At 58.3% G+C, this 14775-nt stretch carries 11 protein-coding genes; 5 read left to right on the plus strand and 6 right to left on the minus strand.

The features are described 5' to 3' along the window. Positions 1-4: 4 nt before the first annotated feature. The 5 genes from ACWFTY_RS16000 to ACWFTY_RS16020 form a co-directional block, all read right to left on the minus strand. The gene (locus ACWFTY_RS16000) at positions 5-1423 is read right to left on the minus strand and encodes a leucyl aminopeptidase family protein (protein ID WP_447525172.1); all 1419 of its coding nucleotides are present in this window, start codon (positions 1421-1423) and stop codon (positions 5-7) included. Positions 1424-1462: 39 nt separating this feature from the next. Further along, a complete protein-coding gene (locus ACWFTY_RS16005) occupies positions 1463-2977 on the minus strand; it encodes a flavin-containing monooxygenase (RefSeq protein WP_447525173.1) in 1515 nt (504 codons plus the stop codon). A gap of 66 nt (positions 2978-3043) precedes the next feature. Then, the gene (locus ACWFTY_RS16010; protein WP_447525174.1) at positions 3044-3376 is read right to left on the minus strand and encodes a PilZ domain-containing protein; all 333 of its coding nucleotides are present in this window, start codon (positions 3374-3376) and stop codon (positions 3044-3046) included. A gap of 94 nt (positions 3377-3470) precedes the next feature. Continuing rightward, on the minus strand, positions 3471-5000 hold the full coding sequence (locus ACWFTY_RS16015) for a flavin-containing monooxygenase (protein WP_447525175.1): 1530 nt from the start codon (positions 4998-5000) through the stop codon (positions 3471-3473). A gap of 202 nt (positions 5001-5202) precedes the next feature. Further along, a complete protein-coding gene (locus ACWFTY_RS16020; protein WP_447525176.1) occupies positions 5203-7578 on the minus strand; it encodes a putative bifunctional diguanylate cyclase/phosphodiesterase in 2376 nt (791 codons plus the stop codon). 234 nt (positions 7579-7812) lie between these two features. On the opposite strand from ACWFTY_RS16020, the gene ACWFTY_RS16025 reads away from it, so the two are divergent. The 4 genes from ACWFTY_RS16025 to ACWFTY_RS16040 all read left to right on the plus strand — a co-directional run bounded on the left by ACWFTY_RS16025 (position 7813) and on the right by ACWFTY_RS16040 (position 12399). After that, positions 7813-8433, plus strand: a complete 621-nt coding sequence (locus tag ACWFTY_RS16025) for a GNAT family N-acetyltransferase (RefSeq protein ID WP_447525177.1) — start codon at positions 7813-7815, stop codon at positions 8431-8433. A 288-nt stretch (positions 8434-8721) separates the two neighbouring features. Then, a complete protein-coding gene (locus ACWFTY_RS16030; protein WP_447525178.1) occupies positions 8722-9051 on the plus strand; it encodes a hypothetical protein in 330 nt (109 codons plus the stop codon). 310 nt (positions 9052-9361) lie between these two features. Next, positions 9362-10707 (plus strand): IS3 family transposase gene (locus ACWFTY_RS16035; RefSeq protein WP_447524529.1). Its coding sequence is split into 2 segments (ribosomal slippage): positions 9362-9691 and positions 9694-10707, totalling 1344 coding nucleotides; the frame shifts between segments, so codons are not numbered across the junction. A gap of 534 nt (positions 10708-11241) precedes the next feature. Beyond that, positions 11242-12399: a hypothetical protein gene (locus ACWFTY_RS16040; protein ID WP_447525179.1), complete on the plus strand. Its 1158-nt coding sequence runs from the start codon at positions 11242-11244 to the stop codon at positions 12397-12399. 342 nt (positions 12400-12741) lie between these two features. Here ACWFTY_RS16040 and rimO read toward each other — a convergent pair whose 3' ends face one another. Continuing rightward, positions 12742-14127, minus strand: coding sequence for a 30S ribosomal protein S12 methylthiotransferase RimO (rimO, locus tag ACWFTY_RS16045; RefSeq protein WP_447525180.1), 1386 nt, complete (start codon positions 14125-14127; stop codon positions 12742-12744). A 175-nt stretch (positions 14128-14302) separates the two neighbouring features. Between rimO and ACWFTY_RS16050 the strand changes: the two genes are divergently transcribed. Continuing rightward, positions 14303-14716 (plus strand): DUF1761 domain-containing protein, encoded by a 414-nt coding sequence (locus tag ACWFTY_RS16050; RefSeq protein WP_447525181.1) that lies wholly within the window; start codon positions 14303-14305, stop codon positions 14714-14716. Positions 14717-14775 lie beyond the last annotated feature (59 nt).

Below are 14775 nucleotides of genomic sequence, written 5' to 3' on the forward strand. Positions count from 1 at the left end.
TTACCTACTGCCCGTAACGCCCCTGCAAATAGCGCCAGCTCGCCCGCAGGCCCAGCGCTTCGCCGCCTATCGGCCGGCCCGGCTTAGCCACTGGCCGCCAGGCAAAAGTATCGAAATGCGCCCAGGGCACGGATTCCGGCGCGAATTTCTTCAGGAACAGGGCCGCAGTAATGCACCCGGCAAAGCCGCCGGACGCGCTGTTCACGCAATCGGCGATATTGCTGCTCAGCATCGCATCATAGCCGGACCAGAGCGGCATTTGCCAAAGCGGATCGCTTTCACCCTCACCAGCCTTCAGCAGCCCGTCCGCCATCTCTTTGTCATCGCAGAACATCGCCGGCATGTCGGGACCCAGAGCAACGCGCGCCGCGCCGGTCAGGGTCGCGAAATCGATGATCATTTCCGGCTCTTCCTCGCCGGCCAGAGTCAGCGCATCGCCCAGCACCAACCGTCCTTCGGCATCGGTATTGGTAATCTCGATGGTCAGCCCCTTGCGGCTGTTCAAGATGTCGCCGGGGCGCACGGCATTGCCGTCGACGGAATTTTCAACCGCGGGAACCAGCAGGTGCAGGCGCACCGGAAGCTTCGCTTCCATCACCATACGGGCCAGAGCAATCGCATGCGCCGCGCCGCCCATATCCTTTTTCATCAACAGCATGCCGGCGCCGGATTTCATCGAAAGGCCGCCCGTGTCAAAGGTCACGCCCTTGCCGACAATCGCGATTTTCGGATGACCGGCCTTGCCCCATTTCAGTTCGAGCAGGCGCGGCGCATGGGCGCGCATCGCCGCCTTACCAACGCCGTGGATCATCGGGAAATGCTCTTCCAGCGTATCGCCGCGCGTCACTTTCAGCTCTCCGCCGTGCTGAGCGGCCAGCTTGTCGACAATATCTTCCAGCTTGTCCGGCCCCATATCCGCCGCCGGTGTATTGACCAGGTCCCGGACCATCGCGGTCGCTTCGGCCTGGCGCACGGCTTCATCGCGCTGACCGATGGCGTCGTTGACCAGCAACACGCTCGGTCCCTGCCGGTCGGGCAGTTCCTTGTAACGGTCAAATTCATGCTGCGAGATCAGCCAGCCAAACAGCGCGCCCTTGGCGCTGATATCCTGCAGACGATAATTGCCCTCGGGCAGGCTGCTGCCGAGCCTGGCCAGCGACCAGGCGTCGAGCCTGGCTTGATCCGGCACACCGGCAACCACCGAAAAGTCGGTCGCGACCGATTTGTCATCGCTCTTGCCGCCGACCGGAGGCAGCAGCAGATAGCTGTCGGGCTTGCCGGCAAATTGATAGGCGGCGGCCAGCGCCCGGATATTCTCCGGTTGCCCCTTCAGCCAGCCTTCGAAATTGCCCACATCCACTAGCTGGATGTTGCGTGCGGTCTGGCCGGTGTCGGCCTCGATCAATGCCTTAAAATCAGTCATTTGACCGCTATAGCCACAGTTCAGGCCAAGCGCGAGAGTCTATTCGGCGGCAATCGTTTCTGCCTCGAGCTGCTTTTTCGGCAAACTGGCGATGACGGCACCCGGTTTGGAAAAGACCATCACGCCATCATCCACGGCCTTGTGCCGCAGATTGATGATGTCCTTGGGAAAATTCTGGTTGAGCCGCCACGGTTTGCGGTCGCCCTGTTTCGGCAGATTCTTGATCGCGCGCTGGACATAGCCCGAACTGAAATCGAGCATCGGCTCCGTCCCGATCAAGCCGTCAGCCGGCAAGGTTGGTGTCGCAATCGGCGTGCCGTTCTTGTCCATATAGTTGATCAGGCGACAGACATATTCGCTGGTCAGATCGGCTTTCAGCGTCCAGCTGGCATTGGTGTAGCCCATGGTCATCCCGAAATTGGGAATACCGGAGAACATGACGCCCTTGTAATTGATCTTGTCGCCAAATTTGACCAGTTTACCGTCAACCGAAATGGTCGCGCTGCCGCCGGTGAGCATTTTCAGGCCGGTCGCGGTGACGATGACATCCGCCTCGAGTGTCTTGCCGGATTTCAGCTTGATGCCGTTTTTGGTAAATGTTTCGACATGATCGGTAACGATCGATGCCTTGCCCGATTTGATCGAATCGAACAGATCGCTGTCCGGCACAAGACACAGACGCTGGTCCCACGGATTATAGCTGGGCGTGAAATTCGTCATATCGACGTCCGGGCCCATTTCCTCGCGGACCATTTCCAGCAGCCGCCCCTTGAACGCCGCCGGTTTCTTGCGCGCCAGATTAAACATGAAAATGCCCATCAGCACATTTTTCCAGCGCGTCAGCAGATAGGCCAGCTTGGCTGGCAAGAATTTGCGGAACCGCAAGGCCCATTTGTCCTCACCCGGCCGCGATACAATATAGGTCGGAGAACGCTGCAACATCGTAACATGTTCTGCTGTTTCCGCCATCGAGGGAATCAGCGTTACCGCGGTTGCGCCGCTGCCAATGACCACCACTTTCTTGCCGGAATAATCCAGATCTTCGGGCCAGAATTGCGGATGGACAATCGGTCCGGCGAAATCGGCTTTGCCGGGAAAATCCGGATTGTGGCCTTCCTCATAGCTATAATAGCCCGAGCACATATGAAGGAAATTGCATTTGACGGTGTCGATCGAACCATCACCGCACTGGAGGCTTACCGTCCACAAGGCCTCTTCACTCGACCAGTTTGCGTCAATCACCTTGTGGTTGAACAGGATCTTGTCCTGCAAGCCGTATTCGTCGACGGTTTCATTGAGATATTCGAGGATCGACGGAGCGTCGGCAATCGCCCTGCGCGCGGTCCAGGGTTTGAAATTATAACCCAAAGTATACATGTCGCTGTCCGACCGGATACCAGGATAGCGGAACAGGTCCCAGGTCCCGCCAAGCCGCTCCCGCGCCTCGACGATGGCAAAGCTTTTGCCCGGGCATTTTTTGGTCAGGTGAACCGCCGCGCCGATACCGGACAGACCGGCACCGACAATCAAAACGTCAAGAATCTTGTTTTCCATTCCACCACTTTACTGACACGATTGTCAGTTGGCAAGTGAGTGGTTTTGCCAGGGTCTAATCCTAGGTTATTCGTTGATCAGGGCGAGGCTGCGAAACAGCTTCTGATCTAGCGTTTCGTCGAAACGGCAGCCGACCTGACCATCCCTGCACCAGATCGCGGTCGCCGTGATCGGGCTGCTGCCTTCGAAGCGCAGCCAGACGCGGCTGCCCTCGGCAATCATGCTGTCGCTGGCAACCCGGCAACCATAGATCGAGACATCGACCAGCTCGCCTTTCCTGGCGTTTTTACCATGCTGCCTGATAGCGGTGCGCTGAATCTGTACCGGATGGCGAAACGCCTTGCGCTGTTCGATCAGCGCCGGTTCCACCCTGCGAAATTGCGAATTCATATATCCCATGGACCACCCCTTGCAGAGGGGATTACCGAAATCTGCTCAACAAAACGTTAAGCAACGGAACGCAGGGCCAGCCTCGCACAAAGAAGCGCCGGAATCATTCTGCGGCTTCGAGCTCCTGCTCGCTGTTGCCAACCCCCTGCTGCGAATTGGGCCCGTAAAAGCGCAGGACCCCGTCATCGACCGGATCCTCGAGCAGCACAGGCTTGTCGAACAGATAATTCTGGTTGAGCTTCCACGGCATCGCGTTGCTGTTGCGCGGCAATTCGCTGATCGACCGCTGGATATAGCCGGACGAGAAATCGAACAATTGCTCCTGCTCCAGTTCCTTGTCCAGCACCGGATTGGCGATCCGCGTCGATGTCGCGTCCATGTGGTTGAGCAACCGGCAGGTAAATTCCGACACGATATCCGCCTTGAGCGTCCACGACGCGTTGAGATAGCCGAACACGACTGCCAGATTGGGAATGTCGGAGAACATGCAGCCCTTGTAATAATAATGGTCGGGCCAGTGCACCGGTTTGCCATCGACCTCGAAAGCGACCTTGCCGGCGACCGCCAGCTTCAGACCCGTCGCGGTGACAATGATATCCGCATCGAGCGTCTCGCCGGATTTCAGCTTGATGCCGCTCTCGGTTACGGTGTCGATATGGCCGGTCTTCAGATCGGCCGTGCCGGCAGCAATCGCCTTGAACATATCGCCGTCGGGAACCAGACACAGGCGTTGCTCCCACGGACCATAGGGCGGCGTATAATCTTCCTTCACATATTTGTCGCCGAGCACTTCCTTCATCGGCTTTTCAAGCTTGTCGATGACCTTCTGCGGATTGTCGCGCGCGGTGCGGAAGGTGAGATCCTGCATCTTCACATTCTTCCAGCGGGTAAGCTTGTACGCCCATTTATTTGGCAATATCTTGCGCAGGCTGTTGGCGAGCCAGTCTTTCGACGGCGCCGAAGCATACCAGGTCGGTGTCCTCTGCAGCATCGTTACATGGCTCGCTTTTTCCGCCAGTACCGGCACCATCGTCACTGCGGTCGCGCCGCTGCCGATGATCACCACCTTCTTGCCTGTATAGTCCAGATCCTTGCGCCAGAATTGCGGATGGACGACGTCGCCCTTGAAATTCTGCAAGCCCTCTATCTGCGCGTCATAGGGATTGTCATAATCATAATAGCCGGCCCCCATATAGACGAAATTGGCGTATAATGTGGCCTGGCTGCCATCCGACTTCTCGGCGGTCACGGTCCAGCGCGCATCATCACTCGACCAGCTGGCGGACAGTACCTTGTGACCGAAATGGATATGCTTCTCCAGATCATGCTTGGCCTTGATCCGGTGGAGATATTTGATGATCGAGGGACCGTCGGCAATCGACTTCTGCTCGGTCCAGGGTTCGAAGCTGAAACCCAATGTATGCATATCGCTGTCGCTGCGGATGCCGGGATATTGGAACAGGTTCCAGGTCCCGCCGATGTCATCGCGGCGCTCGACAATAGCAAAGCTCTTGCCCGGACATTTGTTGCGCAAATGCACCGCCATTCCGATGCCGGAAATACCCGCACCGACGATCAACACGTCAACCGATTCTACTGCTGCACTTTTTTCATTCACGATCTGAGTCGCCATGCCGTCTCTCCCAGCTTTTGACATGTTATGCCATTGCCGGGGAAGAGTTGCAATTGGAGATTTAATTGGCCGGTTAAGGGCGGCCGGAAATTGCGGCATTTTCTCTGGCTGCAACGCGGCCAGAGAACCGGCCTTGATCCCGGAAACGCTGTTCCGGGCCGATTATCCGGTAAATTCGACGCGGCGCCTCGGTGGCTTCCGCTTATCCGATCTTGCGTTTTGCAAGTTCGAAATTGGCTTCCGGTTCTTGAATATTGTCCAGAGCGACGAATTCGGGTTGCTCTTCCAGCACCCGTCCGGGGATCTGGCTTGCGGGGATTGCCTTGCTGAACAGATAGCCTTGCACCTGCTTGCAGCCCGCCAGTTTGACCTGCAGCAACTGCCCCTCGCGTTCGATGCCTTCGGCCGTCGTTACCATGCCGAGGCTGGACGCGAGACCGGTCACCGCACGGATAATCGCCTGACAATCTTCCCGCCCATCGACATCCTCGACAAAGCAGCGATCGATCTTGATCTTGTTGAACGGAAAGCTGCGCAGATAGTTGAGCGAGCTATAGCCGGTACCGAAATCATCCAGCGCGATCTTGACCCCGAGCGAATGGATCTTGTTCAACAGGTCGAAATTGGCCTGGTTGTGGCTCATGATCACCGTCTCGGTGATTTCCAGTTCCAACCGGTTGGAATCGACGCCCGCCGATGCCAGACCATTGATGATGGTCGACAACAGATTGGGGCTGCGCATTTGCGCCGGGGACAGGTTGACCGAGACGCCGAGATGCTCCGGCCAGTTCCTCATTTCGAGCAGGGCCGTGCGGAGAACCCATTCGCCCAGCTGGATTATCAGGCCGGTCGCTTCGGCAATCGGGATGAACTCGTTCGGCATGACCATGCCCTTGGTCGGATGATTCCAGCGGATCAGCGCTTCATAGCCCAGCCGCTTTTCGGTCTCGATATCATATACCGGCTGATAGTGGAGTTCCAATTCGTCCCGCTTCAATGCGGCCTGCAGGTCCAGTTCCATCTCGCGCCGGTCCAGCTGCGCCTGCAGCATCTGCGGTTCGAACAGCGTCACCCGGCCCCGTCCGTTCTCCTTCGACCTGTACAGCGCGATATCGGCATTGTGCAGCAGGCCCTCGGCGGTTTCCGACTTGTCATTGGAGACGACAATGCCGAGGCTTATTCCGGTGGTAATCTTGTGGCCGTCAATCATATATGGCTGGGACACCCTGTCGACGATGTTCGATGCGATATCGGCGACATCATCGCTATTACCGGCGTTGCTCAGGCAGATCGCAAATTCGTCGCCGCTCAGCCGGGAGACGATATCGTCTTCGCCGGTGGCCGTGGCCAGCCGGTTGCCGACCACCTGCAAGACCCGGTCTCCGGCATTGTGGCCCATCGTGTCGTTGATCGCCTTGAACCGGTCGATATCGACATAGAGCACGGCGATATGCTGGTCGCCTTCCAGTCGCGCCAGCGCATTCTCCAGCGATTGCTTGAACAGGGCCCGGTTGGGCAAGTCGGTCAGACCGTCATAATGGGCGAGACGGGCGACCTGATCCTTCGTCTGTTTTTCGTTGGTGACATCGGTCGCCGCACCGCGCAGCGCTTTCGATCGTCCCGCCGCCGCGTCCATCGGCCGGCAGGAGATCCGCCACCAGTGGTTTTCGCCATCGACCGATATCGGCAGCAGCAGACCCCGGATCGGCTGTCCCTGCCCCAGCCGCTGCAGCAGCGCATGCCGTTCATCGCCATCGGCGAACAGGTCGGCAATATGCATGCCGTTCAATTTCTGCACGGTCAGGCCGGCGGCCGCTGCAAAACGGTCCGACGCCCGGACAACCCGCAGGGCTTCATCGGTTTCCCACAGCCAGTCCGAACTTTGCTCGGCATAGTCGTTGAGCAGAAGCTTGACGTTTTCCGCCGCGTCCTTCTGCTGGGCTGCATAAATATGGCGTTTGGCGAAATTGAAGAAGAACAGACGATAGATCGAATCGACACAGATAGCGAAAAAGAGCAGCAGCAACACCGATTCCACCGCCGCAATGCCTTTGACGGAGAAGAAGGCGATCGCCAATAATGTCGTCGGTATCGCAATCGCAAATGTCTGCGCCCGCGGGATGCTGCCATAGGTAAAGCCGCCGATCACGATGCTGCCGAGGATCAGGATCACGCTATTCTCGTTCAGCGGAATCTGCCCGAAGCCCAGAGGAAAGGCGAGGCTCAGGTTGAGGGACAGAGCGACGATGATGCTATCGAAGCAGAATTTGCGCCGCAGCACATAGAAAGATTTGATATCGAAATCGCGCATACTTTTACGGCGGAAATTTCTCATGGAGAGCCATATGATAACCGCCATTCCGATGACGCCGGCCGTTATGAACGGGACGCTGGCATGGATGAAGAGATTGGCCATCATGTAGATTGCGATCGGGATCATGGCGATGGCGATGATCCGGGACACGTCGACAATAAGCTTGATCTGCTGCCGGGCGATCAGCTCTCGCGTGCTGGGATCGCGCTCGGATTTGAACGTCCAGAATTCTTTGTGAATGTCGAACAGACGCTGTAGCATCATATTTGCGACCATAGCTTCACCTTGTTTCCCCAGAATTCCGGCCGGATTGCCGTCCATCAACCGCAATATTCTCACGATGCGAACCCGGCTACTAACGGTTACCGGCAAATATATTTAAGGGCCGCGCCCTCAGGACATCGCCACCGGCCCGGTCCGACCGGATTGCGCGCCTGCCCCGCCAGCGACCGGTCGCGGACCATGGCAACCTTGGCAAAAACATTGTAATCACGCCCGATGAGCAGCATCCCGATCACCCGCACCCCCGTCCCGCAGGACCAGGCCGCCGCGATCAAAGCCGCGGTCGCCAGCGCGACATCGATCGCCACCGAGAACGCCTCGTCCCGCCTTGCGCAGGTCGACGACGCCGCGATCCTGCACGAATTTCTCGGCGACCCGCAGATCCACGCGCCGATCTACACATTGCCCCGCCCGCTGACCGTGGCATCGGTGCGCGCCTTCATCGCCGACCACGAAGCGCAGCGCGAACAGGGTCGCGGGCTATTATTCCTCAATTTCGACGAGCAGGGCCGGATCGGCGGCTTTAGCGATATCTGCGTCTGGCCGGAATGGGCGGCCGGCGAGCTCGGCGGAGCGATCCACCCCGACCGCCAGGGCCAGCGCCGCGGCGTCGACGGCGCGCGGCAGAGCTTCGCCTGGATGTTCGAGACGCTCGGCCTAGACCTGATCTGCGAAACCGCCGCCCCCGACAACCACCGCACCGCGCATCTGCTCGACGGGCTAGGCTTCCACCGCATGGGCGAAATAACAAGCAACCGCGCCGACGGCACCACAAGACCCTCCCTGGTCTGGGAAATTTCGCGAGCACAGTGGCAGGAAAAACACCTTCTCCCGTGAGGGAGAAGGATACGCAATCTTGCCACCGGAGCGCAGCGAAGGCGGCTAGATGGAGTTGGATGAGGGTGTTCCGCAGGTGGGCTGCTCTGCCACCATGGTCCGGTACACCCTCACCCAGCTACGCCTAGGCAGCAAGCTGCCAAGTCTCCTCAACCCTCTCCCTCACGGGAGAGGGGAGAAGCACGGGAGAGGGTACTTAACACCCCAACAAATCCATGATAGCGCCCCACCATCGAAACGCTCTTCCTCTTGATCGGCCTCGCCCTCGCGGTAGCAGGACTGGTGCTGATGATACGCAGCGATCTGCTGTTCATCCGCAACGGCACCCGCCGCGTGCCGGCGCAGATCGTCCGCCACCAGCTCAAGAAGCGCGGCGGCGCGACGATGTATAGCGCGGTGCTGCTGGTGCCCGACGAGCGCGGCGGCTTTGTCGAGGTCCGCGACCCGGTGACCACGCCCTTCCCGACCCCGGTGATCGGCGAGCGGCTCACCGTCGTCCACCCGACCGGCCACCCCGGCAAAGCGCGCATCCCCTATCCGTGGTTCCGGGCGGGGGTGTACGGGGTGCTGGGCTATGGGTTTGTGGTTTGTTTGTTGGGGGTTACGGGGTTGGGGTGAGTGATTCTGTTCGGCCTTGAGGGAGAAGGCTAGGGACATTCGGTTATTTTCCTTGCGCCTCCAGACGATTGGAAATTTCCAAATTAAACTTAGAATTCAGGTATGCTCATTTTCTTTCAAAATTTATCTTGCTGAAGGCAATTCAATAGGCTCTAATTGGTTGTACTTAAGGGAGAAATACTGTGGGAAAAAGTTTGAAAATTAGCGGTGGTCAAATCAATATTGTCCCCCGTCAGCATTCAATAGACAGACTGGCTGCATAAAATAAGCGAGTGTTTTGGTTTCATTGCAGTGACTGTAAGGAACGGAAATGAAACCAAAACACTCGAAAGCCCCCGCGGAGCGGGTGGTCAAAGATATCCGCAGAGCGACCCGCAAACAGTATAGCGCGGAAGAGAAGATCCGGATCGTGCTGGAGGGTCTGCGCGGCGAAGATAGCATTGCCGAGCTATGCCGCCGTGAGGGTATCGCGCAGGGCGTGTATTACAAATGGTCGAAGGACTTCATGGAGGCTGGCAAGCGCAGGCTGGCTGGCGATACTGCCCGCGCTGCCAATACTGATGAGGTGCGCGACCTTCGTAAGGAAGCCCGAGATCTGAAGGAGGTTGTCGCTGAACAGATGCTTGAGATGCGTCTGCTTAAAAAAAGCATGATCGGGGATGGGGAAGGCGAAGAATGAGATATCCTGCATCAGAAAAGCTCGAGATCATCAGGCTGGTCGAGAAAAGCCATCTGCCTGCCAAGCAGACGCTCGACAGGCTGGGCATCGCCCGGCCTACCTTCTACCGCTGGTATGATCTGTACCAGCGGTTCGGCGAAGAGGCGCTAGAAGATCGGCGTCCCGGTCCGCGCCGGGCATGGAACCGGATCCCGGAGGAGGTGCAGGACAAGATCCTGGATATGGCGCTGGAACGCTGCGAGCTATCGCCCCGCGAGCTGGCGGTGACGTTTACCGATGAACAGCGCTACTTCGTGTCGGAGGCCAGCGTTTACCGCCTGCTCAAGGCCCACGACCTGATCACCAGCCCGAACTTCATCGTGATGAAGGCCGCCAGCGAGTTCAAGGACAAGACAACGGCGCCCAACCAGCTGTGGCAGACTGATTTTACCTACCTCAAGATCATTGGCTGGGGCTGGTATTACCTGTCGACGATCCTCGATGACTACAGCCGCTATATAATCAGCTGGAAACTGTGCACGACCATGCGCGCAGAAGATGTCACCGATACGCTGGAGCTGGCTCTTGAGGCATCAGGCTGCGGGCAGGCGCATGTGCTGCACAAACCGCGCCTGCTATCGGACAACGGGCCAAGCTACGTTGCGGGTGAACTTGCGGATTATCTGGCCGACAAGAAGATGCGCCACGTTCGCGGTGCACCGTTCCATCCGCAAACCCAGGGCAAGATCGAACGCTGGCACCAGACCCTCAAAAACCGCATCCTGCTCGAAAATTATTATCTGCCCGGCGATCTCGAAGCGCAGGTCGAGGCGTTCGTCGAGCACTATAATCACCAACGTTATCACGAGAGCCTGAAAAACGTCACACCCGCCGATGCCTACTTCGGCAGGGCAGAATCTATCATCAAACAACGAGAAAGGATCAAACGAAAAACCATCGAACAAAGGCGATTGCAATACCGCAAGATCGCCGCCTAATATCAACCAACCAGATGGAACCAAATACTCGCCTATTTTAAACCGCCATATGTCTCAAATTATCTGACGACGGACAATCGGGCACGTCGAGGGTTACCTTCGATTCTACCTTCCGTCGCAGCGTGCAGATCCAATCTGTTAAAGGCATGACTCTTCGCGTCACTCCAAAAAGGTGCGTAAAAGTCGCCACCTCCCCCGTTTTCTCCTAACTCACGGGCGATTTCCTCACGAATATCAGCCCTAAGTAAGGATGTTCGTTGATTGGGTTCACTGTAAAGAATTTTTAGAATTTTTCTTAGGTGAATTAGTTCTATCGACATATCTATAGTTTCCAATCTTCTTCCAAAGACTACTCCAATTTTTCTTATATGTAAATTCGACGGGATTTCTCGCAAATCTACACAAACAACTATAGACAGATACCTTTCCTACAACCCACCAAATGGGTTATATTCACTTCATTTGACAAACCATAGCTAACCCGCGGCACCCCTGTGCTGCAATCGGGATGGTTTCTTGCAAGGAGTATAACTTATGACATTTCAGGACGAATTTATTCACCGCCTGCGGGTGGTGCGGGGTGAGGCAACGGGCGACGGTGTAAGTGGATCGGAGCCTCAAGAAGGCCGCTCAGACGAGAGAAACCACCCCAACCCCTCCTTTGAAAAGGAGGGGCTTGAGAGTGAAGGTGATGGCGGAGAAGATACTCGTCATCCTGAATTTATTTCAGGACCTCTGGAGGCTGAACCGGAAGATTGGGGTGTGGGGGACGGGGTCCTGAGCCGTCAGGCCATCGAAGATAAACGAGTTCAGGATGACGAAGATGTGCGGTTGCCGGGTGGTGAACACACTCCGGACAAATCCGTTCGTCTCGAGCGTAGTCGAGAGACTGGTGATGGCGGAGACGTGTCTCGACTTCGCTCGACACGAACGGATGGGTCTGACGGTGATGATGCCAACACCCCCTCCCCCACCACCCGCCACGACGGCTGGCACCGCGAGCTGCGCGTGAAATTCCTCGAAGCCCTCGCCCAGACCGGCAATGTCCAGGCGTCGGCCTATTTTGTCCAGCGCACCCGCCAGTCGGCCTATGACCTGAAACGGCGCGACCCGGATTTTGCGCGGGCGTGGCTAGCGGCATTGGTGCTGGCGCGGGAGGAGGCGCAGGACAAGTTGCAGGAGCGGGCGATCGAGGGCGTCGAGGAGGAGGTTTTCTATCATGGCGAGGTGGTGGCGACGCGGCGGCGCTATGACAGCCGGCTGCTGCTCGCGCATCTGGCGCGGCTCGACAAGATCGCCGCGCAGATCCCGGCGCAACGCGGCGCGGCGCGCTTTGGCGACATGCTCGACGCGATCGGCAAGGGCGAGGACACCGCCCCGCTGATCGCCACCCCGACCGAGGAGGAGCTGGCGATACGGGCCGCCGAGGCCGAAGCGCGCGGGCGGCCGGTGCCGGAGGAAGAAGAAGAGGGCGAGGAATTTTACGCGGTCAGCTTCCCCTACCAGGACGGCCCGCCCGACTATTACCGCATGACCCCCGAGGAAGCCGCCGAAATGCAACGCGAGGTCCCCGGCCTGACCACAACACCCACCGGCACGCGCGACGAAGCGGTGATCAACGCCCTGCCCTGCCACGCGGACGCAATGCACGCGTTCCGGCGGGACGAGGGAGAGAAGGGAAAAAATCTATAACAGTGTAAAGTTTGTAAAGTTCATATGGGGGTGAAGGTGATTATAACACCGTTCGTCCTGAGCCCGATCATAAGCCCCTCATCTTCAGAGGAGGGGTTGGGGTGGTGGCGATGCGCCTGCATCGCTCGCGCGAGCGAATTACGGTGGAGTGGAGATGATGGAATGGAAACGCAAGGTCAGCGCTTGGCCGAAAGAAACCACCCCAACCCCTCCTTTGAAAAGGAGGGGCTTAAGAAGGAAGAACAAACTCGTCATCCTGAACTCGTTTCAGGACCCCGGGATTCCAAATCGGAAGTTGGTGGCAAGCGGTACGAGGTCCTGAAACGAGTTCAGGATGACGAACTATTTCCCAGCAGCAACCCCGAACAGATCATGCTCGTCGGCATCTTCAATCACCGCGTCGATGATGTCGCCAACCGCAAGGTCAGCGCTCACATTGCGCAAAAACACATTGCCATCAATCTCCGGCGCATCCGCCTCACTCCGCGCGGTCGCGCCGACATCGCCATCCTCGTCAGGCTCGCCGATGTCGTCGATGATCACCGGCAGTGTCCGGCCAACCTTGGCCTGCAGCTTGGCGGCGCTGATCCGGGCGGTGACTTCCATGATCCGCTGGTAGCGCTCTTCCTTGACCTCCTCGGGCAATGCGCCGTCGAGGAGGTTAGCAGCAGCGCCTTCGACCGGTTCAAAGCGGAACGCGCCGACCCGGTCGAGCTGGGCTTCCTCGAGCCAGTCGAGCAGATATCTGAAGTCGTCTTCGGTCTCGCCGGGAAAACCGACGACAAAGGTCGAGCGGATAGTGAGATCGGGGCAGATGTCGCGCCAGCTCTTGACCCGCTGCAGCACCTTGGCCTCGTTGGCCGGGCGCTTCATGCGTTTCAAAACGTTCGGCGCGGCGTGCTGGAACGGGATGTCGAGATAGGGCGTGATCTTGCGCTCGGCCATCAACGGGATGACCTTGTCGACATGCGGATAGGGATAGACATAGTGGAGCCGGGTCCACACGCCCTTGCCTTCCGGCGTCCGCAGCTCGCCGAGTGCAGCGGCGAGATCGGTCATATGGGCGCGCACTTCGCGGCCCTGCCCGGTCGGTCCATTCCACTGGCGGGACTGGTGCCGGATATCGACGCCGTAAGCCGAGGTGTCCTGGCTGATCACCAGCAATTCCTTGGTGCCGGCTTCAACCAGCTTCTCCGCTTCGCGCAGGATCGCGTCGGGACGGCGGCTGACAAGGTCACCGCGCAGGCTCGGGATGATGCAGAAGGAACAGCGGTGGTTGCAGCCTTCGGAGATCTTGAGATAGCTGTAATGGCGCGGGGTCAGCTTGAGCCCGGCTTCGGGGACGAGATCGACGAACGCGCCGCGGGCTGCCGGAGCCGCAGCATGGACCGCAGTGACCACATCCTCGTACTGATGCGCGCCGGTAACGGCGAGCACATCGGGGAAGCGCTTCATGATCATGTCGGCTTCATTGCCCATGCAGCCGGTGACGATGACGCGACCGTTCTCGGCCATCGCCTCGCCAATCGCCTCGAGGCTCTCCTCCTTGGCGCTGTCGAGAAAACCGCAGGTGTTGACCAGCACAACATCGGCGCCGGCATAGTCGGCGGACAGGTCATAGCCGTCGGACCGCAACTGGGTGAGAATGCGCTCGCTGTCGACCAATGCCTTGGGACAGCCGAGCGATACCATGCCCACTTTGGGCGGAGAAGGAATTTGGGTTGCCATAGGGCGCGGCCTTTAGGCCTGTTTTGCCCTCGAGTCACGATCAATATGCGGCGGGACCGCGGCCCGGCGCAAGCCGGGGCCCAGCGCGACCCAAGCGCGCACCAATTGTCGAAACATCCGGATTCGGCTATAAGACAAGCGCTCGGCCTGGGCCGGGAAACAGGAGGAGGATCACATGAACATATTCGATGTAAACTGGATCGCGGTGGTTGTAGCCGCGCTGGCGGGCTTTCTGGTCGGCGGTATCTGGTACGGCCCGGTCATGGGCAAGAAATGGATGGGCGCGGTCGGATTGACCGAGGAAAAGATCAAAGAGGGCAGCATGGGCATGATCTATGGCGGCGCCTTCGCATTCAGCCTGGTCGCGTCGTGGACGCTAGCCCACACCTTCGCGACCTATGCGATGAATCTGGACTTTGGCGTGAAAGTGCTGACCGCCTTCGGGATCGCGCTCGGCTTCATCGTTCCGGCGATCGGCACCAACTATCTCTTCTCGCAAAAAAACAAGACCCTGTTCTTCATCGATGCCGGATACTGGCTGCTCTTCTACACCGCCATGGGCGTGGTGCACGCGTGGTTTGGCCAATGAATAAAAGCAGTTAACGACTATATCGGAAGGTCAGGCTGGAGAGAAAGTCGCCGGGGTCA

The organism is Parasphingorhabdus sp. NYA22, from assembly GCF_976973735.1.

What these genes read in the sequence shown, in the direction of transcription:
- ACWFTY_RS16000 (WP_447525172.1), bottom strand. Translation starts at nt 1,423, where the DNA reads ATGACTGATTTTAAGGCATTGATCGAGGCCGACACCGGCCAGACCGCA.
- ACWFTY_RS16005 (WP_447525173.1), bottom strand. Translation starts at nt 2,977, where the DNA reads ATGGAAAACAAGATTCTTGACGTTTTGATTGTCGGTGCCGGTCTGTCC.
- ACWFTY_RS16010 (WP_447525174.1), bottom strand. Translation starts at nt 3,376, where the DNA reads ATGGGATATATGAATTCGCAATTTCGCAGGGTGGAACCGGCGCTGATC.
- ACWFTY_RS16015 (WP_447525175.1), bottom strand. Translation starts at nt 5,000, where the DNA reads ATGGCGACTCAGATCGTGAATGAAAAAAGTGCAGCAGTAGAATCGGTT.
- ACWFTY_RS16020 (WP_447525176.1), bottom strand. Translation starts at nt 7,578, where the DNA reads ATGATGCTACAGCGTCTGTTCGACATTCACAAAGAATTCTGGACGTTC.
- ACWFTY_RS16025 (WP_447525177.1), top strand. Translation starts at nt 7,813, where the DNA reads ATGAGCAGCATCCCGATCACCCGCACCCCCGTCCCGCAGGACCAGGCC.
- ACWFTY_RS16030 (WP_447525178.1), top strand. Translation starts at nt 8,722, where the DNA reads ATGATACGCAGCGATCTGCTGTTCATCCGCAACGGCACCCGCCGCGTG.
- ACWFTY_RS16040 (WP_447525179.1), top strand. Translation starts at nt 11,242, where the DNA reads ATGACATTTCAGGACGAATTTATTCACCGCCTGCGGGTGGTGCGGGGT.
- rimO (WP_447525180.1), bottom strand. Translation starts at nt 14,127, where the DNA reads ATGGCAACCCAAATTCCTTCTCCGCCCAAAGTGGGCATGGTATCGCTC.
- ACWFTY_RS16050 (WP_447525181.1), top strand. Translation starts at nt 14,303, where the DNA reads ATGAACATATTCGATGTAAACTGGATCGCGGTGGTTGTAGCCGCGCTG.